We start from the raw sequence: 20,518 nt of genomic DNA on the forward strand, positions 1-20,518 counted from the left end.
CAATGCACCGCAAAAAAGTTAAAGGTGCTGCCTTAGGTACTTCTAAAACCGGAAGCATTATTTTTATTGAACCTGCGGCTACAATGGAGCTTTCCAGAGAACTCACCAACCTGCTGTTTGACGAAAAAGAGGAAATCAAAAAAATCCTGAAGCAACTCACCAACCAAATCAGGCCAAGCAAAGAACACATTGCTGCTTATCAGAAGTTATTAATTGATATTGATACCATAGCAGCCAGAGCAAAATATGCCAAAAAAATCAATGCCTGCCTGCCCATCGTTTCAACTGAAAAGCGTTTGTATTTAAAAGATGCTTACCACCCTATACTTTTGGTTGGTAACCAAAAGTTGAACAAAAAAACCTATCCGCAGTCTGTGGAACTCTTTAATGAAAATCGAATCATAGTCATTTCAGGGCCTAACGCGGGAGGAAAAAGCATTACTCTAAAAACGGTAGGTTTACTTCAAGTGATGTTTCAAAGCGGTTTCTTAATTCCGGTTGACCCGAAAAGTGAGATTTGTTTTTTTGACCGAATCCTTACCGACATTGGCGACAACCAGTCCATTGAAAACCATCTAAGCACCTACAGCTACAGACTCAAAATGATGAATCGTTTTTTAAAAAAGTGCAATGAAAAAACACTGTTTCTCATTGACGAATTTGGAACCGGGAGCGATCCCGAACTCGGTGGTGCTTTGGCTGAAACATTTCTGGAAGTATTTTATGAACGTGAAGCTTTTGGCATCATTACAACTCACTATTCCAATTTAAAAATGCTTGCCAATGAACTGCCCTTTGCCGTAAATGCCAATATGCAATTCAATCAGCAAACGCTGGAGCCGGTGTATCAACTGCACATTGGTGAAGCCGGAAGTTCGTTTACTTTTGAAGTCGCCCAAAAAAACGGGATTCCCTACAGCCTGATCAATAAGGCCAAAAAGAAAATTGAACGCAGTAAAGTGCGTTTTGACAAAACCATAGCTGATTTACAAAAGGAACGCGCCAAAATCAGAAAAACCACAGAAACACTAAAAACTGAAGAGGTCAAAGCCAAATCAGAAACCAGACAATTGGAAGAAATCAATACCAAAATCCAGCAAAAGCTGGAAAGCTTTCAGGAATTGTATGACAACAATCAGAAGCTGATTTATCTGGGTAAAAAGATTGATGCATTGGCAGAAAACTTCTTCAATAACAAAAAGAAGAAACAACTCCTTGACGAGTTTATGAAACTGGTAACGGTTGAAAATTCCAAACGCAAAAAAGTACTCCCGAAAGAAAAAAAGGAGCAAAAAATCAAAGAGAAAGAAGTTGAAAAAGAAGTGATTGAAAAAGTAGTGGTCATTCGCGAGAAAAAGAAAAAAGAAAAAGCCATTTCAAAACAAAAGGAAGAAAACAAACCCAAAGTTGAACTCAAAGTGGGCGACAAAGTAAGAATGCCTGACGGCCGCGCAGTCGGTATTATCGACAAAATCGAAAAACAAAAGGCCACAGTAAATTACGGGATGTTTACCACAAATGTCTCCGTCAGCGAACTTGAGTTTGTGGAAAGAAAGAAGAATGAATAGCAGTTTTGAACCTTTAAGAAATTAAGGTTAGTTGGGTGTGATTTTCTTAATGTTTCTTAATACTTCTTAATGCCTTAATGTTTTAAAACATACAACAGCAGCATTCTCTCATTAAATTGATAACTTTGCAGCATGTCAACCGAAAACAAAAAAATCATTTTATTTGACGGGGTGTGCAATCTCTGCAACGGCACTGTGGTGTTTATCATCAAAAGGGATAAAAAAGATGTGTTTCGCTTTGCTGCCATTCAATCGGAAGAAGGTCAAAAACTCATTGAAAAACACCAAATTGACATTTCAAAAGTGGATTCTATTCTTTTACTTGACAGTGATAAATACTATGTTAAATCGACCGCTGCCTTAAAAATTGCCCGCCATTTAAAAGGGGGTTATCCCCTGTTCTATGGTTTTATGATTTTGCCGGTTTTTATAAGAAACTGGGGCTATGACATCATTGCCCGAAACCGTTACAAATGGTTTGGTAAAAAAGAAAGCTGTATGATTCCCACCGCTGAGTTAAAGGCCAAGTTCTTATAAATCAATTCACAAGTCAGTGAAAATTAACTCTCCACCTCAAATGTTTCAGAGGGATCTTCAACAGGCTTGTAGTCTAACATCCCTTCTCCATCAGCAATTATTGAACAAACTGTAGCATCACCGGTTACATTTACAACAGTTCGGAACATATCCAATATCCTGTCAACCGGAAAAATAATGGCAATCCAGGCAGCATTCAGCCCCACCGATTCCAATACAATAATCAACATTACCAGTCCGGCACTGGGCACCGCAGCAGAACCGATAGAAGCTAAAGTAGCTGTTGCAACAACTATCAATTGTTGTGTTATTGTCAAATCTATCATATGCATTTGTGCTAAAAAAACCACAGCTATGGCCTGATATAAACTCGTTCCGTCCATATTTACAGTGGCCCCAATGGGAAGCACAAAACTGGTTATTTTTTTGTCCACGCCCAGGTTTTCCTCCACACATTCCATCGTTACCGGAAGTGTAGCAGCACTGCTTGATGTGGAAAACGCCAGGGTTTGCGCAGGGCTCATTCCTTTAAAGAATCCTTTATAGGGAATTTTCCTTACAAAAACCTTTAATATCAGGGGATAAACAATAAATATCATCAGTAGCAGCCCGATTAATACCGTTAAAGAGTACCAACTTAAGCCTTTAAAAATCTCCACGACTTTTCCAATATCATCACCCGCCATTTTACTTACAACGCCAGCAAGCAATGCAAAGACGAAGAGAGGTGCTGCTTGCATCACCAGATCGACCATTTTCAAAAAAACTTCCAGTATACTGTCAACAACATTGAGGACAGGTTTTGCTTTATCATTTGGAATATACAGTAAGCACATACCAAAAAAGATGGCAAAAAAGATAATCTGCAGCATCAAACTGTTGTTGGAAAGTGAGTAGAAAAAATTGTCAGGGACAATATCCACCAATGGTTGTAAAGGCGAAGTTTGCTTGCGTTTTTTAGCCGTTTCAAGCCTGTCTGAAAGAGAAACTTCCTGCAGTTCACTTTTAGTTAATTCAGAAATTTCCTGCGCGCGTTGCATAAACGCCGGGTCTTGAAGGTAGTTGATGCCATCTTTCAACTCATATCCTTGATTGGACGCCCAAATTTCATAACTGATACGGTTATCAATACGACTTTGTTCGTCAATCAATTCTCCGGGTTTGATGGTGTTGACCAGTAACAAGCCCAAACTGATTGCCATAACTGTTGTGAGTAGGTAAATCAGCAGGGTTTTTCCGCCCATTCGGCCCAGACTTTTAGGGTCACCGATATTGGCCACGCCACTTATAATGGAAAACAAAACCAATGGAACTGCAATCAGTTTCAACAAATTGATAAAAATCGTTCCAAACGGGTCAATCCAGTTGATGGTAAAGGCACTCCAGCCCATAGTGCTTGAGAGCAATGCCCAAAGGATACCCAATACCATCCCGATGATTATTTTCCAGTGTAGAGCGAGTTTTTTCATGTATTTTAAATTATAATTTCGAAAGTTTATCCATCAAATAAAAATCAGCCAGCACTAAAGCAGCCATCGCCTCAACTATTGGAACTGCACGTGGGACTACACAAGGATCGTGACGGCCTTTCCCCTGAATTTCGGCTGCATTGCCCTCTTTATCAATTGTGGGTTGGTTTTGCATAATCGTGGCCACAGGTTTAAAGGCTACCCGAAAGTAAATATCCATACCGTTGCTGATACCACCTTGTATGCCGCCACTTAAATTAGATTTGGTGCTTCCATCTTGCTGAAAGATATCGTTGTGTTCACTTCCTTTCATTCGTGCTCCGCAAAATCCGCTGCCGTATTCAAACCCTTTTACAGCATTGATACTTAGCATGGCCTGCCCCAATCGGGCGTGTAATTTGTCAAAAACGGGTTCGCCCAAACCAATGGGTGCATTTTTAATCACACACGTAATCGTACCGCCCACGGTATCGCCGGCCTTTTTGATTTGTTTGATAAAGGCTTCCATTTTTTTGGCAGTAGCTCTATCCGGGCAACGAACAGCATTGGTTTCGGTTTTGGAAAAATCGAGTTCCAGGTAGGGTTTGTCAATAAAAACATCCCCCACAGAGGAAACAAAGGCATTGATTTCAATTTCTTTGACTAATTGTTTGGCAATCGCTCCGGCAACAACCCAGTTGGCTGTTTCGCGGGCAGAGGATCTTCCGCCGCCGCGGTAATCGCGCAGTCCGTATTTTTTGTCGTAAGTAAAATCAGCGTGTGAAGGTCGATACACATCTTTGTTATGAGAATAGTCTTTTGATTTTTGATTAGTATTTTTTATCTGAAACCCGATGGGTGTTCCTGTGGTGGTTCCTTCAAATATTCCGCTAAGGAAAATCACTTTATCCTCTTCTTTGCGTTGTGTAACAATCTTGGATTGGCCCGGCTTGCGGCGCTGCATTTCTTTTTGAATGGCTTCCAAATCGAGTTTCAAACCAGCAGGACAACCTTCAATTGTCCCGCCAATGGCTTCCCCGTGGGATTCGCCATAAGTTGTGAGTTTAAAATGTGTTCCAAAAGAATTGCCTGTCATAAAACTGTAGTGTTACAACAAATGTAAATTTTAAAACACAGATTTAAAAATAAAGCTGTAATTAATCATTCTGTAATATTCAATGCAGGTTGATAATCTAATGAAAACGTTGCCGGAAGCACCATATAAAGCCAATTAGTTGCGAAATTTTATGCAAACCTGATTCTACTTGAAAAGAAAACAGGATATCATTTTAATTTTTAAGTGCCTGAAGTAGAATACTCACCGGATGCAATGCTATCCTGTTAGTCCCGTCTTTAATCTGATGACGGCAGCTTGTTCCTGTTGCGGCTATCAAAACATCATTCGCTGATTTTCTAACAGCCGGAAACAAGGTCAACTCCCCCATTTGCATACTGATTTCATAATGCTCTGCCTCATAACCAAATGAACCCGCCATTCCACAACAACCGGAAGGAATTACTGTTACTTTGTAGTTTTCGGGTAGATTTAGAATTTCAAACGTAGGCATGACTGATGACAAAGCCTTTTGATGGCAATGCAGGTGAAGTTTTATGATTTTGAATTCTGAAGTAAACTGCTCTTTAGTGATATTGCCCTTTTTAATTTCAGAAGCCAAAAATTCATCAATGGTATACACGTTTTTTGAAACTTCTATGGCTGCTTCTTTATTATCGGCAAGGCGTAAGTATTCGTCCCTGAATGTGAGAATGGCTGAGGGTTCCAGCCCAATTAAAGGGGTCTCAGTGGAAATTATATTTTTAAAAATAGCAATATTTTCATTAGCGCACACTTTGGCTTCATCAAGAAAACCTTTTGAAATTAATGCCCTGCCACTGACTGGGTGGTTCACCCAATCTACACTGTAACCCAGCCGAAAGAGCAATTCAAGAGCTTCTACCCCAATGTGTGCATCGTGATAATAGGTAAACTCATCTATAAAAAAATAAACTTTCTTAAAATTGTTATTAAATTGATTTTTAAGCTTTAGGTGTTCTTTTCTTAAATCAATAGTTGATATATTTGGAAGACTTCTTTTAATTGCAATACCTATAGATTTTTTAATCAACTTTGAAGTAAGTGAATTACTTAAAAGAAAATTGGTCAATGGTTTCACATGACTTCCCTTTTTCTGAAAGTTATCAAATCTCGCGAATAGTTTTGTGCGCAAAGAGCTTCCGTTTTCCATTTGATATTGGTATTCAAACTCAGCTTTAAAAGCCGCCATGTCAACACTGGATGGGCACTCACTTTTACAACCCTTGCAACTCACACACAAATCAAGGACTTCTTTAATTTCATCGTGGTCAAAACGGTTGGTCTTTTCACTGTTGGTCAAAAATTCCCTCAGCAAATTGGCCCTGCCCCGGGTGGTATCTTTTTCATTTTTGGTTACGCGATAACTGGGACACATTGTTCCGCCTGCTGCTTCGGGCTTTCTACAATCGCCACTGCCATTGCATTTTTCAACCGCTCTCAGAATTCCTTCTGAATCCGAAAAATCCATCAGGGTGCTTATTTCCGGCTCATTTCGCTCCGGCACATAGCGCAGGTTTTCGGTCATGGGGTAAGCATCAATAATTTTACCCGGATTCATAATGCCTTGTGGATCAAAAAGTTGTTTGATTTCTTTTAAAATAGTATAGTTTTCACTGCCCACCATCATTTCGATAAATGAAGAACGCACAATCCCATCTCCGTGTTCGCCACTCATCGAGCCTTTGTATTTCTTGACCAAGTGAGCCACTGCTGTGGTAATTTCCTTAAAGAGTTTAACCTCTTGTTCTTTTTTTAGATTGAGAATGGGTCGTAAATGGATTTCACCTGCCCCTGCGTGTGCATAATACACGGCTTTTTGGTCGTAATAACGCATTAATTCGGTAAACTCAGATATATAATCAGCCAGGTCTTCTAAGGCAACAGCCGTGTCTTCAATACAGGCCACTGCTTTTCGGTCGCCCACCATATTGCCAAGCAAGCCCAACCCGGCTTTGCGAAGCTCCATTGCTTTGTCTATGTCATTACCCTGAAGGTTTGGAAATGCATAAGCCAGACCGGTTTGATGCAAATCATCACACAACACTTTGGCCTTTTCAACGGCATCTTCAATACTGCCACTTTTCACCTCCAGAAGTAAGATGGCCTCAGGGTCACCATCAATAAAAAAACGGTAATCCCTGTACAGCAGGTTTTCTTCGGTACAACCTAAAACGACCTTGTCCATCATCTCACAGGAATACAAATCGTGCCCCATTGCAGGAACAACAGCCTTCATACATTTTTCAATCGAGTCAAAATGCGCGGCAACCAAAACGGTAGCAGGAGGTGGTAAATCATCGAGTTGTAGTTTTATTTTTGTGGTAAATGCCAGAGTACCTTCACTTCCGCAGAGAAGTTTGCAAAGGTTGAATTTGTTTCCATCGGGGGCAAACACTTCGTTTTTTATGAGTTCGTCGATGGCATATCCGGTGTTGCGTCTGTGGATTTCAGGTTTTGGAAATTGTTCAGTGATATTTTTCCTGACGCTTTCGTCTTTCAGTAATTCAAATATGAATTTGTAAATTTTACCTTCAGGAGTGTTTTCTTCCGCTTTAGCGAAAAAAGTTTCAGCATTCACTTCGCCAAAAGTCACCGCCTCGCCATTTGTAAGAACGACCTCCATTTCAATGACCTTGTCACGGGTGACTCCATATTTAATTGATGTAGTACCACTGGAGTTGTTTCCAACCATACCACCAATCATACAGCGATTGGAAGTGGAAGTATTTGGCCCAAAAAACAAACCATGGGACTTAAGTATCCTGTTCAAATCATCACGAATAACTCCTGGAGCAATTGTAGCAGTTTTGTTCTTCTGATCGATTTCATAAACTTGGGTCATATACTTGGATACATCCACCACAATGCCCTCTCCCACGCTTTGTCCGGCCAATGAAGTGCCCGCAGCCCGAGGAATTAAACCAATTTTATTTTGATTTGCAAACTCAAGTAGTCTTTGAATATCAAGTACGCTTTTTGGAAAAGCAACGGCTTTAGGTAATATCCTGTATACTGATGCGTCTGTAGCATACATGGCACGTGTGGAATTGTCAAGCGATAACTCCCCTTCAAGCAAAATTGCTAAATCACTGAATGCTTTGTTTTTAGTGGCTTTCACATACGAAAGGTACAATAATTCAGAAAATTACCGTTAACACATTTTAAAACTTATTAACTAAATATTGGCACCAATCGTGAAATGATTTGCAATGAATTAAGTTAATTTAGCAGTGAACTATTAATAAAACAACTCAAATTATGAAAAAAGTATTTTTTACAGGTTTATTTGCTGTGGGATTTTTAATCACCGCTGAAGCTCAGAACATTGCAAACAATGCCATTGGAGTTAGAATTGGTGACAACAAAGGATTTGGAACCGAAATCAACTACCAAAGAGGTTTAAGTGATAACAACCGTCTTGAATTTGGTTTAGGTTGGAGAAGTAGCCGCCATGTGGATGCTTTTAAACTCACCGGTCTGTACCAATGGGTATGGAACATTGAGGGTGGTTTCAACTGGTATGTTGGTGTTGGTGGTGGTGCAGGAAGTGTGAGCTGGAACAGAAATGAATTTCCGGACAGAAGAAGTGACGGATTTGTTTTTGTAGCCGGTGATATTGGTATTGAATACAACTTCAATATCCCGCTGCTGCTATCATTGGATTTTAGACCTGAAGTTGGATTTGGTCGTTACAGAGACGATTTAGGATTTGACGTAGGTTTAGGTTTAAGATACCAGTTTTAAGAACCTTATTTTTGAATAAAAACAAACCCGATGTTTATCGCATCGGGTTTTTATTTAAATAATAATCAAGATTTAAGGAATAAACAATAGCTGTCAATTAAAAACAATGGTTTCATTAGTATCAATCACAACTATACAAAACGGTTGTGTAAGTGCCATAGTAACCATTTCTTCCGGTTTTGGAGACTTTTCAATAATAGTTACATAAGTGGTATCTCCATTGATTTCAACATTACTTACTTCTATACCATATCCACCTGTATTACGGGCTCCCATATGCAGCGAAAGTATCAGTTGTTTGTCAAAATCAACTGTATTCAACCGGTTGATTGTGCTTTCTTCAAGATTTAATGTTGCCAACTCATTTTTTAAATCAGCTTTGGTTTTGATAATCCTATAGTTTTTTTCTTCTTTTCCGCCATAATCACTTTCTAAAACGGTATCAAATGAGGCATTGGGGTTATTGTACTGCGTCTGTCGCGTTGAGTCACAGTTGGCAAAGAAAAACAGGGTTGCAAATATGGATATAAATTTCATCAGAAGGTAGTTTTAATGTTATTCAAGGACTCAATATACAACTTTTCATAAAGTGGTACAATTTTATGAATGTCAAATTTGGCGGCACTTTCAATAGCCCCTTTTTTAAAAGTGTTATGTGTTTCTTTGTTTTGAAGTATTTTCAATGCGCTTTGGGTCATTCCATCAACATCACCCACATTGCTTAAGCAACCACTCACCCCATCGATATTCACTTCGGGCAGACCTCCTGTATTGGTGGAAATTACCGGAACACCACAAGCCATAGCTTCCAGTGCCGCCAGCCCAAAACTCTCCTTTTCAGAAGGCAATAGAAACAAGTCAGTAAAGCAAAGAATTTTATGAACCTCATCACTGTTTCCAAAAAAGATGACTTTATCCTCAATGCCCAGCTCAATGCACAATTCTTCCGCAGGCTCCTTTTCGGGACCCTCACCAACCATCATCAGTTTGGCCGGCAGGCTTTTCTGGATATTATAAAACACCCTCACCACATCCTCAATACGCTTTACTTTTCTGAAGTTACTCACATGAGTGATGATAAGCTCATCGCTTTCAGCCATAATTTCACGCTGGCAATCAGTAAACTTTGACTTGTCATACTTTTCAAGATTGATAAAGTTGGGCACCACTTCAATGGGCACCTTGATGTCAAATAACCTAAGCGTGTCATCTTTTAAACTTTCGGAAACTGAAGTTACTACATCGCTTTTGTTGATACTGAAAGTCACTGCAGGTTTATAAAACGGGTGGTTGCCCACCAATGTAATATCTGTTCCATGAAGGGTGGTCACCATAGGGACGAAAATACCTTCCTCGGTCAGCATTTTTTTAGCCATATAACCCGCATAGGCATGTGGAATGGCATAATGCACGTGCAGTATTTCTATGCCAAACTGTTTGACCACATCCACTAGTTTGCTGGATAAGGCCAGCTCATAGGGTTGGTACTTAAACAAAGGGTATTCCGGCACGTTTACTTCGTGAAAATGAATGTGATTGGCCAAGAGTTCAAGTTTTACAGGCTGTTTATAAGTAATAAAATGTATTTCGTGTCCGCGTCGTGCCAGCTCGGTCCCTAACTGTGTGGCCACCACGCCGCTTCCCCCAAATGTGGGATAACATACTATAGCTATTTTCATTTGCATTATTTTTATTAATAATCTATGGCGTCATAGATGGCTTGTTGTATCTCGGTCCTAACGTTACTGCTGATGAGCCTTCTGTTGTTTACATCAGGATAGGTTCTGTTGGATAAAAATACATAAACTATTTCGCTATCTGGGTCTGCCCAGGCATATGTTCCCGTAAATCCGGAATGCCCAAAACTGGTCATAGACACACAACCACAAGTAGGCCCTGAATTACCAAGCTGTGGTTTGTCAAACCCAACACCTCTCCGCACTTGTCTGTCGCAATAGTAACAAGTGTTGAATTTGTCCATAGATTCCGGTGAAAAATAGCGTTTTCCACCGTAAAAACCACGTTGCACAAATAGTTGCATAATTTTGGCAATGTCGTTGGCATTACTGAAAATCCCGGCGTGACCATTTACACCACCCATCATAGCAGCACCTTGATCGTGTACATAACCCTGAACAGTTTGCATCCTGAAATCTTTATCTTCTTCTGTGGGGGGTATTATATCCAGCGGGAAGCGTTTAGTCGGTAAATACCCGGTAAAATTGGCTCCAAGTGACTTGTAAAACTCATCCTGAACAAGAACTTCCAGAGGTTTTCCATAGTGGTTTTCAATAAATCTTTTTAGAATATAATACGGCAAATCGCTATATAAATATCTTACAGGCCGGATTATATCGCTTTCAAGTATTGTTTTTTGGATGCTGTCTTCCATATCATCACGGGCAAAGAGTCTTTCTGTAACCTGAATAGTAAAACCGGGCTCCGGCAAGGTTCTGTAATATTCTGATGAAGGCCGCTTACCTACCCTATCCATAGTGCTTTGATAAAACGGAATCCACGACTTTAATCCGGCGTAGTGGGAAAGCATTTCTTTGAGTGAAATATTGGCTTTGTTGGAGTTTTTGTATTCAGGAATTAATTCGCCCAAAGTACTTTCAAGTGTAAATACACCCTCATCAGCCAACTTGATTAAAATCGGTACTGATGCTATTATTTTTGTCAGGGAAGCTACATCATAAATGTGATGGTCTTCTACAACTGTTTTTTTATCCTGTTTGTGATGGCCGTAACTTTTTTGATAAAACACCTTTCCGTGACGTGCCACAAGAACCTGCACACCGGGAGCCATGCCTTCACTCACCACGCGCTGCGCCAACCTGTCTACCTGCTTGAGGCGCTCAGAATTCATACCCACGCTTTCGGGGGTGCCATAACTTAAGCGTCCCAGAAAATTGGTGGTAATTTTAGTGTTTACAGGAAAAGCTTCGCCTGCAGAAACCGGCAATTTCCCTTTGGATGCCCTTGCTCCAAAAATTATTTGGGCAGTGATTTCCTGAGCTATAAGACTGTTTTGATACCCAACTATTACACCTTCAAAATTGGCAGTAGTTTTGATGTCCAGCAATGCATATGGGCGAGTAAAAATACTTAATATGACTTTGTTTGTGCGGGCAATTTCGTAAATCCAGGTAAGTTCGCGCTGAGTCATTTTAAAACTTTGCCATGGATTGTCATTGGGTTTGTGAAAACCAATTATGACTGTTTCATAAGGTTTAAGTCTCGTAATTAAGTCATCCAATGATGCACCTTTTACCCAATCTACCTGTGTATACTTTTGCAGTTGCTTTAAAAAAGGCTGTCCGTTGTCATCGCCAAAATTGACATAGGCAAACCTTTTGTCATTGATGTCTTTTATGGGCAATATTTCTTTGCTGTTTTTCACTATCGTAATAGCATTTTCCATCAACTCTTCATAGAGTTTGTAATCAAGAGCAGTGTTGAGCTCCTCATACAAAAACTTAGTAGTTATTGGTTTGTAATTGTGCAGGCCCACCTTGTATTTGCCCATCAGTATTTTTTTGACGGAATGTTCCAGGCGCTCTTCGGTGATTTCTCCTTTGTTGTAGCTGTCCACAATTAGGCTGATGGCCCTTGGTACATTTTCCGAAATTAGCAGTACATCGTTTCCGGCTTTAAAGGCCGCCAAGTCCACTTCGCCGGGTGTAGTATAATTACTCACGCCTTTCATATTGAGTGCGTCGGTAAAGATAAGTCCCTGAAAACCCATTTGGTTTTTGAGCAGGTCTGTTACTATAGGCTTTGAAAGTGATGAGGGAAAGTTTTGGCGGGGCTCCAGTGAAGGTACATTCAGATGGGCTACCATTACACTGGCCAAACCCCTACTGAACAAATGACGGTAAGGATACAACTCCACACTATCAATGCGCTGCTGCGAAAATGAAATGGTTGGTAGTGTTTTATGCGAATCTGTATCGCTATCACCATGACCGGGGAAATGCTTGGCATTGGCCAACACGCCGACACTTTGCATTCCTTGCATAAAGGCGGCAGATTTCAAAGTGACATTTTCTTTGTCTTCACCAAAAGAACGGTTACCAATTATAGGGTTGCTCGGATTAGTATTGATATCAATTACCGGAGCAAAGTTGATATGTACACCCATACGTTTGTTGTGCTCACCAATGTGTTTACCCACTTTGTAGATGAGTTGCAGGTCCTCTATGGCACCAAGAGTCATATTCCACGGAAAAGCAAAAGTAGAGTCAAGCCGCATAGCCAGTCCCCATTCGGCATCCATAGCAATCATAAGCGGCACTTTTGCTGCTTTTTGAAAGTCGTTGGTGATTTTGGCCTGTCTGACGGGGCCGCCCTTTGAAAAAATCACCCCTCCAATATGATAGTCTGTAACCAAACGCCTTACCCTGTCTGTATTGGTCTTAGGGTCAGATGAAAACAAATCCACCATAAACAATTGCCCCACCTTTTGTTCCAATGTAAGCGAATTGTATACACTATCCACCCATTTTTGTTGGTTTTCAAGGTCGTCAAGCACATGTAGCGGGTGTAATTGTTGCGAAAAAACAACGGCGATCTGAAAGAAAAATGCGGCGGTAACAAGGATTTTATTCATAAAACTTGAAAAGCAAAAACTGTGCTAAACTTTAAAACTATTGAGCTGTAACAAAGGTACTAAATTAAGCTTCTATTCAACTAATTTAACTTTCAGGATGATAAAGTATTGTATGCCTGAAAATATAATTTTGCTTACGGAACACAAATTCTGTAGAGACGACATTCTTTTTTTTACTACTTTTAATACTAAAAGCTTAATCACCTTAAGTAGAACCAATTCCATCCAAATGCAAAACAAAAGACTAATTCTTATCCTTGCTGCAGTAGCTGTCCTTTTATTGACTCCGCTCATTGCTATGCAATTTACCGCTGAAGTAAACTGGAATGCCACTGACTTTCTCATTATGGGGGTTTTATTACTGACAACCGGCCTGTTGTGCGAACTTATCTTAAGAAGGTTTAAAAGTTTTAAATCAAGAATACTGATTTGCGGTGCGGTTTTATTTGTATTCTTTCTTGTTTGGGCAGAGCTGGCCGTCGGAATTTTTGGAAGTCCGTTTGCGGGGTATTAAATCTTTAATTCCACTTTAAAAAAACCGTACATGCCAACTCTCCTCAGCCGGTACTTCCCAATTGTCAATATATTCGGCTTTGGTGTTGACGAGGTTATTAAACACTATAGTCTTTTTGGAAACGGATTTGGCCTTGACCATGGCTTTGAACTCGTTGAGGGGTTTAAAGGCTATGAAGTCACCGTTATAGTAGGTCACATTCATTTTGTCCAGCAGGTCAGTATTAAACTCCTGCTCCAGTTGCTGTATAAAATGTACAGAAGCATCAATAGAACATCCTGACGCTGAAGCATTGTCCTGATTGAGCCCAATGATTATAAAGCGGTTGTATTTTATTTCGAATCCCGCTTCCAGCGACTGCCCATGAGCCGTCCATTGAATTAAAAACTCCTTTAGCCGTCCTTCCAAAAGGGCAACTTCTTCATCACTAAACTTCCTGCCGGATTGGTATATCCAGATGCGGGAATGGTCGGGTAATTCTTTAAAATCTACTATCATATAAGTTTAAGGTAAAAAGTTCAAGGCTCAAGGTTCAACTATAAATGACAAACAATAAACCTAAAACTACAAATCGTCAGCTGAGGCAATCATTTCCACCACATCCATTACTTGTACTTCGTTTTCTTTATTTTTGGCTTTAACACCGTCAGTGAGCATGGTGTTGCAAAACGGGCAGCCTGCAGCTATGACTTCCGGTTGAGTTTCAATGGCTTCTTCGGCACGTTCTATATTAATGTCTTTATCACCTTTTTCGGGTTCTTTGAACATTTGTGCTCCTCCGGCTCCACAGCAGAGTCCGCGGGTTTTGCACCGTTTCATTTCGATAAGTTCGACTTCAAGTTTTTCCAGAAGTTCGCGCGGGGCTTCATATTCTCCGTTGGCCCTGCCCAGATAACAAGGGTCGTGAAAGGTGATGCGTTTGCCTTTAAATTTTCCCCCTTCCACTTTCAGGCGACCCTCTTCTATCAGGTTTTTCAGAAATTGGGTGTGGTGCATCACTGTGTAGTTGCCTCCCAGTTCGGGGTATTCATTCTTGATCGTATTGAAACAATGCGGGCAAGCAGTGACGATTTTCTGCACTTCATAAGCATTAAGCACTTCAATGTTTGCCATGGCTTGCATTTGGAACAGGAATTCATTGCCGGCACGTTTTGCCGGGTCGCCGGTGCAACTTTCTTCGGTTCCCAATACGGCAAACTCCACACCGGTGTTGTTTAGAATACGCACAAAAGCTTTGGTTATTTTTTTGGCGCGGTCGTCAAAACTCCCGGCACAACCCACCCAAAACAAAACTTCGGGCTGCTTGCCTTGTGCCAAAAATTCGGCCATTGTAGGTACATTCATCGTTTCACTCATAACAGTTTATATTTTTGTTATTCGTTATTGGTTAATTGTTATATGTTATTTGTAAAAAACTCATTTCAAACCTCTAAATTGGAATTTGGCGATTTTGAAATTGGAATTTTCATTCAATCAATCCTCAAATACCTCAATGGTGACTTTCTTTTCAACCAAATCGGTAAATTTTCCATTGTAACGTGTTGCCTTCACCAAATGGTTGTCAATCCAGTGGTAATTGCCCCCGCGAGGTTTTCCCATTAACAGGCTGTGATACTTGAAACCATGTTTTTTAAGCCATTGTTCTGTATAAGCCCTGTGGTCTTCAGTTCTAGAAGTAAAAAAGCAAATAATATGCCCTTCATCAAACCATTTGTTGAGCGTTTTTAAAGCATCAGGATATACCTCTGCGGTTAACATTCTTTCGGACTCTTCATTGGGAATATCGTCACAGATAGTTCCATCTATATCTATCAAGTAGTTTTTAACTTCCTTTGGCAAAACCGGGCTTACCTTTTTTCCTCCTTCTTTTAAGTCTTGCAATTGATGTTTGGTGTTGTTTTTCTTCATATTCATTTTCGTTTTTTCTCAAGTCTCATATCTTAAATCTTATATCTCACGTCTATCAATTACTCATTTTTCCAGTTCAATCTATCCATTTGGTTGTAAGGCCATGGTGCCCCATTGTTTTCGATATTGGTCATCGCCACGTTAAGTTCGGTTGGTGCAGCTGATTGTTCCATGACCAGATACTGTCGCATTTCCATAATAATGGAAAGCGGATCGATGCTCACCGGGCAGGCTTCCACACAAGCATTACAAGTGGTGCAGGCCCACAACTCTTCCCTAAGGATATAATCATCCAATAATTGTTTGCCATCAGGCACAAACTCGCCATTTTTGTCGATATTTTTTCCCACTTCTTCCAATCGGTCGCGGGTATCCATCATAATTTTACGCGGCGATAATTTTTTGCCGGTAATATTTGCAGGGCATTCATCAGTACATCTGCCGCACTCTGTGCAAGTGTAGGCATTAAGTAACTGCACCCAGTTTAAATCCATTACATCACTGGCGCCAAACTTTTCGGGCATTACAGCTTCACTGCCTTCTGCCGGAGCCGCAAATGGATCGGTATTGGGGTCCATCATCATTTTCACTTCGTTGGTAACGGTCGGGTTATTGGTAAACTGCCCTTTGACATTCAATCTGCCGTAGTAGGTATTTGGAAATGCAAGCAGGATATGCAAATGCTTAGAGTAGTAGAGATAGTTTAAGAAAAATAAGATTCCCAATATGTGCAACCACCAGGCTATTCTTTCAACAACAATAACTGAACTGAGTTGCATTTCGCTGAATAAAGGGGCGATGTATTGACTGACAGGAAAACTTCCTGCCTGAGTATAGCCTTCGGTTCCGGCTTGTTGAAGGGTGTAGTCAGCAGCATTCATGGTAAGGAACAATACCATCAATACCGCTTCTATGTAAAGGATGTAATTGGCGTCATTTTTGGGCCAGCCTTTTAAATCAAGATGAAAGAGCCGTTTCACTTTATGGATATTCCGGCGCAACCAGAAAATTGCTACGCTCACTATCACTAAAGCTCCTAGGATTTCAAACGAAGCAATTAAAAAATCATAAAACCCGCCAAGTATGGCAAAGGCACGGTGAGTACCGATAAGCCCATCATAGATGATTTCCAGCATCTCGATGTTGATGATGATAAACCCTACATACACAATAAAGTGCAAAAAGCCCGAAAAGGGACGCTTGACCATTTTGGACTGCCCAAAGGCAATCATCAACAGGTTTTTAAAACGTTGACCGGGATTGTCAGAAACATCGGTATCTTTCCCCAAAAGTATATTTCGCTTTAGTCGCGATACGTTTTGAGCAAAATAGCCCACAGCAATAAAAAGGGCAATGAGAAAGAGAATATTTGGAAGGTAATTCATAGGGATATTTAATTGTTAAACGCCGCTAATCTATTCTGTTTTCGGGTCTTTCGTAAGGAATGTTGCGTTTACCAAACACAGAAATATTAATATATCTATTGGGATTTAGTTTGACATCTTGCAGTAATTCTTCCAGTTGTCTGGCGGCAAATTCAAGATTATGATAAAGAGTATCGTCATTGAGCAGTTTACCTAAAGTGCCTTCACCGTTATTCAGGGTTTCTGAGAGTGTTTTAAAATTGGCAATAGTCACTTCAAGTTCATCCACCATTTTACTCAGATTGAGTTGTGAAAGGGAGTCAGAAAGAGCGGCAAAGTTTTCTGCGGTAGTATCGAGGTTTTCAAATGTACGGTTAAGTTTGTCTTCGTTGGTTGTGAGTATACTTTGGAGTTTGGATGACGACACGGCAAATGATGTGGTGATGCCATTTAAATCGGCTATACTTCCTCTCAGGTTTTCTCGTGAGTTTTCATCCAGCACATCGTTGATGGCATACATCAGACTGTCAATACTCACTACGGCATTTTCAATCTTCGTTTGCAGGGGTGAAAGCCGATCGTTGACCAGTTCCATGATTCCCTCTTCCACCTGGCTTTTAAGAGTATCTCCTGTTTTGGCAATATCGGTGTATGAGTAATCGGGCACTATAGCTATTGATTTCCCGCCAATGATACCTCCACCATATATACGGGCAATGCTTTGTTTGGAAAATTCAAAGTCGTTTTCAATACTAAATGTTACGACCATCAAACCGGTTTTTTGATCAATTTCGATACTCTGTACCTTTCCTACACGAAATCCATTGATGTTTACGGCCGATGAAACACCCAAACCTTCTACATTGTCATAAACAGCATGAAAAACACGGTCAGTTTGAAACAATGAAGAGCCTTTTAAGTAATTGTAACCCAATATAAAAGTGGAAATGGCAAAAACTGCAAGCAACCCGGTTTTTAATTCTTTAGATAATTTCACGTATGTTGGTTTAGTTAAATAACAAATTTATGAATAATAATAAAACCCTTAGGTTAAAACTCTTCTAATTTACAACATCAGCCAAGTTTACACGCTTTCCATTTTTAAAAGCCACAATAAAAGCTGATGGATATCCTTTTTCTTTAGCCACTTTTTGCAATTCTTTAATTTGTAAATAGTCTGATGTACTTCCGTAAAAGTAGCGGTACAAATCGCCTTCTTGCTCCCTGCTGATCATTGTTAAGCCCTTAAAATTGGATGGCTTGGTGTCCAGTCTTCTCGAACTGGCGGCAATTTGCACTTTAAAGACCACGCCTTCATATACTTCACTTTTGATGACCACAGGCACATTACTGTCAACCGGCGGACGGGTTGTTGTGGTCGTGGTATAGGAAGATTTTATGCTGTTGTAGTAGTCAATAATGGCATCGGCAATGGCTTGCCCCATTTCTTGTTGTCCCTTACGGGAATTAAGATAAGTGCCTTCTTCTCTATTGGAAACAAAGCCCATTTCAATAAGCACACTGGGCATATAGGTGTTGTGCAGCACCCAGAAACCTGCCTGCTTAACACTGCGGTCTCTTCGTTTGAGATGTTGGGTGAAATTGTTTTGAACAAGTGAAGCTACTTCAATACTTTGATCGAGATATACTTCCGACATCAATGTAAGCCCTATAAGTGATTCCGGCGAACTGGGATCAAAACCGCCATAGATTTCTTCATAGTTTTCTTCGAGATAAATCACCTGATTTTCTTTTTTGGCCACCTCAAAGTTTTCTTGTGATTTGTGAAGCCCCAGCACAAAAGTTTCAGCACCATAAGCAGCCGTGTTTCTGGCAGCGTTGGCGTGAATGGACACAAACAAATCGGCATTGGCTTTGTTGGCAATATCGGCGCGTTCTCTTAAACCAAGAAAAACATCTGTTTTACGGGTATATACCACCTCAATGTCTTTATGTCGTTCTAAAATACCCCCTGCTAGCAGAGTGATATTCAGTGCAATGTCCTTTTCTTTAAAACCATGATAGGAAGCCCCACTATCACTGCCTCCATGACCGGCGTCTAAAACCACTTTGAATTTAGCGTTTTGTGCGAAAAGTAAGGTCCCGTTAATGGTAAAAAGCAAGGTAAGTAACAAGACGAAAAATGGGCAGATTTTCATTTTCATATACAATTTAACGCAACAAGTTTGGTTAATATTTTAAAATTTGACGGCTCATAAAAAGATACCCGAAAAATATGTTTAATTTTGACACTTCAACAATTAAGCCATAGCTTTACAAAAATAGGATTATTACCATTGCAAACAAATAAACTTCATCTAGTTTTATTGCTTCTTTTTTTGTTCCTGAGTCACTGTTTTTCTCACGCACAGGAAATTGGTATTAACCCCTCAACCCCCATCCCCGCCGTTAACGACACCATTGTTTCACCTCAGCCATTAGTTAACGGAGAAATCAGTGAAATTGTAAGTGATACCATTGTTCTTGATACTATAAGGCCACAACAGGAAATTCTTGCCGATGTAGTGGATTATTTTGGAGAAGACTATGTTTTTATGCACCGAAAGGAAAATAAAATCTATATGTACAACAAGGCTTATGTGATTTATGAAGATATGCGCATCGATGCCGGGATTATTATTATGGATTACAACAAAAAGGAAGTGTATGCCAAAGGCATCGTAGATTCGCTGGGCAATTACACTCAAATGCCTGTTTTTGTCCAGGGAGCCAATAAAGTTGAACCCGACTCCATTCGCTTCAATTATGATACCAACAAGGCGCTGATTTACAATTCCCGCACCGAACAAGGCGAATTTAAAATCAAAGCCGAAATATCCAAACGCGAAAACGATTCGGTGGTGTATTTGGGAAATGTGATATTTACCACTGCCAAAGACATCGACAATCCCGAGTATTATTTTTATGCGCGTAAAGTAAAATTTGTCCCTAAAAAGAAAATCGTAACAGGCCTTACCAATATGTACATTGCCGATGTGCCTACCCCGCTGGGGCTGCCTTTCGGCTATTTCCCGCTGGAGGAAGACCGTGCTTCGGGCTTTGTAATTCCCACTATTGGTGAAAACAACAACCGCGGTTTCTTTTTCCAAAACGGGGGTTACTATTTTGCCATTAATGACTATGTGGATTTGCTCACTTTGGGCGATTATTACACTAACGGCAGTTACGGAGTGCGAACCGAGTCCAATTATGCCTTGCGATACCGCTTTCGCGGAAACCTCAATTTCAGGTATGAAAGGCTTTTAAACAGTGAACGCGGCTTCCCAGATTTCTCGGAAGCATCTGTCTATAACATTCGCTGGTCACACAGTCAGGATGCCAAGTCAAATCCAACATCTCGCTTTTCCGCTTCTGTTAACCTGGGAAGTAGTAGATATTATCAGGAATCTATCAATCAATTGAATACGGCGAATTTCTTAAATAATACATTAAGCTCTTCGGTGTCCTATTCTAAAGCCTTTCAGGGCGAGCCACAGGTGAATGTAAGTCTTGCAGGAACGCATTCTCAAAACACCAATACACAACAAATAAACCTGACATTACCAAACGTTACAGCCAGTATGTCGCGGGTGTTTCCTTTCGCCCCAAAAACTGGGATTAAACAAGGGGCAATACAAAACATCAATTTCCAATATGATGTCACGGCCGAAAACAGGATGCAAACCACCGATTCGCTTTTTTTTAAAAGTGAAATGTTCAGGGATGC

17 protein-coding genes are annotated in these 20,518 nt (G+C 40.3%); 5 read left to right on the forward strand and 12 right to left on the reverse strand.

All coding sequences use genetic code 11. The features are described 5' to 3' along the window. Nucleotides 1-1,568 (forward strand): endonuclease MutS2 (locus tag AC6F75_RS01685; protein WP_500713188.1); only part of this gene is annotated, 1,568 nt, incomplete at its 5' end. Between the two features lie 132 nt (nucleotides 1,569-1,700). Then, nucleotides 1,701-2,105 carry a DCC1-like thiol-disulfide oxidoreductase family protein gene (locus tag AC6F75_RS01690; protein WP_500713189.1) on the forward strand — a complete coding sequence of 135 codons (405 nt, stop codon included), beginning with the start codon at nucleotides 1,701-1,703 and terminating at the stop codon, nucleotides 2,103-2,105. Between the two features lie 23 nt (nucleotides 2,106-2,128). On the opposite strand, the gene AC6F75_RS01695 is transcribed toward AC6F75_RS01690, so the two are convergent. From AC6F75_RS01695 to AC6F75_RS01705, 3 genes are all read right to left on the reverse strand, one after another. Continuing rightward, on the reverse strand, nucleotides 2,129-3,574 hold the full coding sequence (locus AC6F75_RS01695) for a cation:dicarboxylate symporter family transporter (RefSeq protein ID WP_500713190.1): 1,446 nt from the start codon (nucleotides 3,572-3,574) through the stop codon (nucleotides 2,129-2,131). 10 nt (nucleotides 3,575-3,584) lie between these two features. Next, on the reverse strand, nucleotides 3,585-4,649 hold the full coding sequence (aroC, locus tag AC6F75_RS01700) for a chorismate synthase (RefSeq protein ID WP_500713191.1): 1,065 nt from the start codon (nucleotides 4,647-4,649) through the stop codon (nucleotides 3,585-3,587). A gap of 193 nt (nucleotides 4,650-4,842) precedes the next feature. After that, complete coding sequence (locus AC6F75_RS01705) at nucleotides 4,843-7,767, reverse strand: FAD-linked oxidase C-terminal domain-containing protein (protein ID WP_500713192.1); 2,925 nt, start codon at nucleotides 7,765-7,767, stop codon at nucleotides 4,843-4,845. A 140-nt stretch (nucleotides 7,768-7,907) separates the two neighbouring features. Between AC6F75_RS01705 and AC6F75_RS01710 the strand changes: the two genes are divergently transcribed. Then, on the forward strand, nucleotides 7,908-8,393 hold the full coding sequence (locus tag AC6F75_RS01710) for a hypothetical protein (protein WP_500713193.1): 486 nt from the start codon (nucleotides 7,908-7,910) through the stop codon (nucleotides 8,391-8,393). A gap of 93 nt (nucleotides 8,394-8,486) precedes the next feature. On the opposite strand, the gene AC6F75_RS01715 is transcribed toward AC6F75_RS01710, so the two are convergent. From AC6F75_RS01715 to AC6F75_RS01725, 3 genes are read right to left on the reverse strand one after another with little or no spacing between them, the layout of a single operon-like run. Then, nucleotides 8,487-8,930 (reverse strand): protease complex subunit PrcB family protein, encoded by a 444-nt coding sequence (locus AC6F75_RS01715; protein WP_500713194.1) that lies wholly within the window; start codon nucleotides 8,928-8,930, stop codon nucleotides 8,487-8,489. Then, nucleotides 8,930-10,072 carry an N-acetyl-alpha-D-glucosaminyl L-malate synthase BshA gene (gene bshA, locus AC6F75_RS01720; protein ID WP_500713195.1) on the reverse strand — a complete coding sequence of 381 codons (1,143 nt, stop codon included), beginning with the start codon at nucleotides 10,070-10,072 and terminating at the stop codon, nucleotides 8,930-8,932. Before bshA ends, AC6F75_RS01715 begins: the two co-directional genes overlap by 1 nt. Nucleotides 10,073-10,086: 14 nt before the next feature. Beyond that, the gene (locus AC6F75_RS01725) at nucleotides 10,087-13,005 is read right to left on the reverse strand and encodes a glycoside hydrolase family 3 N-terminal domain-containing protein (protein WP_500713196.1); all 2,919 of its coding nucleotides are present in this window, start codon (nucleotides 13,003-13,005) and stop codon (nucleotides 10,087-10,089) included. A gap of 229 nt (nucleotides 13,006-13,234) precedes the next feature. Between AC6F75_RS01725 and AC6F75_RS01730 the strand changes: the two genes are divergently transcribed. Next, nucleotides 13,235-13,519: a hypothetical protein gene (locus AC6F75_RS01730; RefSeq protein WP_500713197.1), complete on the forward strand. Its 285-nt coding sequence runs from the start codon at nucleotides 13,235-13,237 to the stop codon at nucleotides 13,517-13,519. 15 nt (nucleotides 13,520-13,534) lie between these two features. On the opposite strand, the gene AC6F75_RS01735 is transcribed toward AC6F75_RS01730, so the two are convergent. The 6 genes from AC6F75_RS01735 to AC6F75_RS01760 form a co-directional block, all read right to left on the reverse strand. After that, nucleotides 13,535-14,017, reverse strand: a complete 483-nt coding sequence (locus tag AC6F75_RS01735) for an ABC transporter ATPase (RefSeq protein WP_500713198.1) — start codon at nucleotides 14,015-14,017, stop codon at nucleotides 13,535-13,537. A 66-nt stretch (nucleotides 14,018-14,083) separates the two neighbouring features. Beyond that, on the reverse strand, nucleotides 14,084-14,875 hold the full coding sequence (locus tag AC6F75_RS01740) for a heterodisulfide reductase-related iron-sulfur binding cluster (RefSeq protein ID WP_500713199.1): 792 nt from the start codon (nucleotides 14,873-14,875) through the stop codon (nucleotides 14,084-14,086). Between the two features lie 117 nt (nucleotides 14,876-14,992). Next, a complete protein-coding gene (locus tag AC6F75_RS01745) occupies nucleotides 14,993-15,427 on the reverse strand; it encodes an LNS2 domain-containing protein (RefSeq protein ID WP_500713200.1) in 435 nt (144 codons plus the stop codon). A 59-nt stretch (nucleotides 15,428-15,486) separates the two neighbouring features. Next, nucleotides 15,487-16,812: a 4Fe-4S dicluster domain-containing protein gene (locus tag AC6F75_RS01750; protein WP_500713201.1), complete on the reverse strand. Its 1,326-nt coding sequence runs from the start codon at nucleotides 16,810-16,812 to the stop codon at nucleotides 15,487-15,489. A gap of 25 nt (nucleotides 16,813-16,837) precedes the next feature. Further along, complete coding sequence (locus AC6F75_RS01755; protein WP_500713202.1) at nucleotides 16,838-17,788, reverse strand: MlaD family protein; 951 nt, start codon at nucleotides 17,786-17,788, stop codon at nucleotides 16,838-16,840. A gap of 64 nt (nucleotides 17,789-17,852) precedes the next feature. Next, the gene (locus AC6F75_RS01760) at nucleotides 17,853-18,950 is read right to left on the reverse strand and encodes an N-acetylmuramoyl-L-alanine amidase (RefSeq protein WP_500713203.1); all 1,098 of its coding nucleotides are present in this window, start codon (nucleotides 18,948-18,950) and stop codon (nucleotides 17,853-17,855) included. 138 nt (nucleotides 18,951-19,088) lie between these two features. Between AC6F75_RS01760 and AC6F75_RS01765 the strand changes: the two genes are divergently transcribed. After that, nucleotides 19,089-20,518 (forward strand): putative LPS assembly protein LptD (locus AC6F75_RS01765; RefSeq protein WP_500713204.1); only part of this gene is annotated, 1,430 nt, incomplete at its 3' end.

This window comes from Planktosalinus sp. (assembly GCF_059864935.1).

Excerpts from the sequence above, each read along its gene's own strand:
- AC6F75_RS01690 (WP_500713189.1), top strand. The coding sequence starts at position 1,701 with ATGTCAACCGAAAACAAAAAAATCATTTTATTTGACGGGGTGTGCAAT.
- AC6F75_RS01695 (WP_500713190.1), bottom strand. The coding sequence starts at position 3,574 with ATGAAAAAACTCGCTCTACACTGGAAAATAATCATCGGGATGGTATTG.
- aroC (WP_500713191.1), bottom strand. The coding sequence starts at position 4,649 with ATGACAGGCAATTCTTTTGGAACACATTTTAAACTCACAACTTATGGC.
- AC6F75_RS01710 (WP_500713193.1), top strand. The coding sequence starts at position 7,908 with ATGAAAAAAGTATTTTTTACAGGTTTATTTGCTGTGGGATTTTTAATC.
- AC6F75_RS01715 (WP_500713194.1), bottom strand. The coding sequence starts at position 8,930 with ATGAAATTTATATCCATATTTGCAACCCTGTTTTTCTTTGCCAACTGT.
- bshA (WP_500713195.1), bottom strand. The coding sequence starts at position 10,072 with ATGAAAATAGCTATAGTATGTTATCCCACATTTGGGGGAAGCGGCGTG.
- AC6F75_RS01725 (WP_500713196.1), bottom strand. The coding sequence starts at position 13,005 with ATGAATAAAATCCTTGTTACCGCCGCATTTTTCTTTCAGATCGCCGTT.
- AC6F75_RS01730 (WP_500713197.1), top strand. The coding sequence starts at position 13,235 with ATGCAAAACAAAAGACTAATTCTTATCCTTGCTGCAGTAGCTGTCCTT.
- AC6F75_RS01735 (WP_500713198.1), bottom strand. The coding sequence starts at position 14,017 with ATGATAGTAGATTTTAAAGAATTACCCGACCATTCCCGCATCTGGATA.
- AC6F75_RS01740 (WP_500713199.1), bottom strand. The coding sequence starts at position 14,875 with ATGAGTGAAACGATGAATGTACCTACAATGGCCGAATTTTTGGCACAA.
- AC6F75_RS01745 (WP_500713200.1), bottom strand. The coding sequence starts at position 15,427 with ATGAAGAAAAACAACACCAAACATCAATTGCAAGACTTAAAAGAAGGA.
- AC6F75_RS01750 (WP_500713201.1), bottom strand. The coding sequence starts at position 16,812 with ATGAATTACCTTCCAAATATTCTCTTTCTCATTGCCCTTTTTATTGCT.
- AC6F75_RS01760 (WP_500713203.1), bottom strand. The coding sequence starts at position 18,950 with ATGAAAATCTGCCCATTTTTCGTCTTGTTACTTACCTTGCTTTTTACC.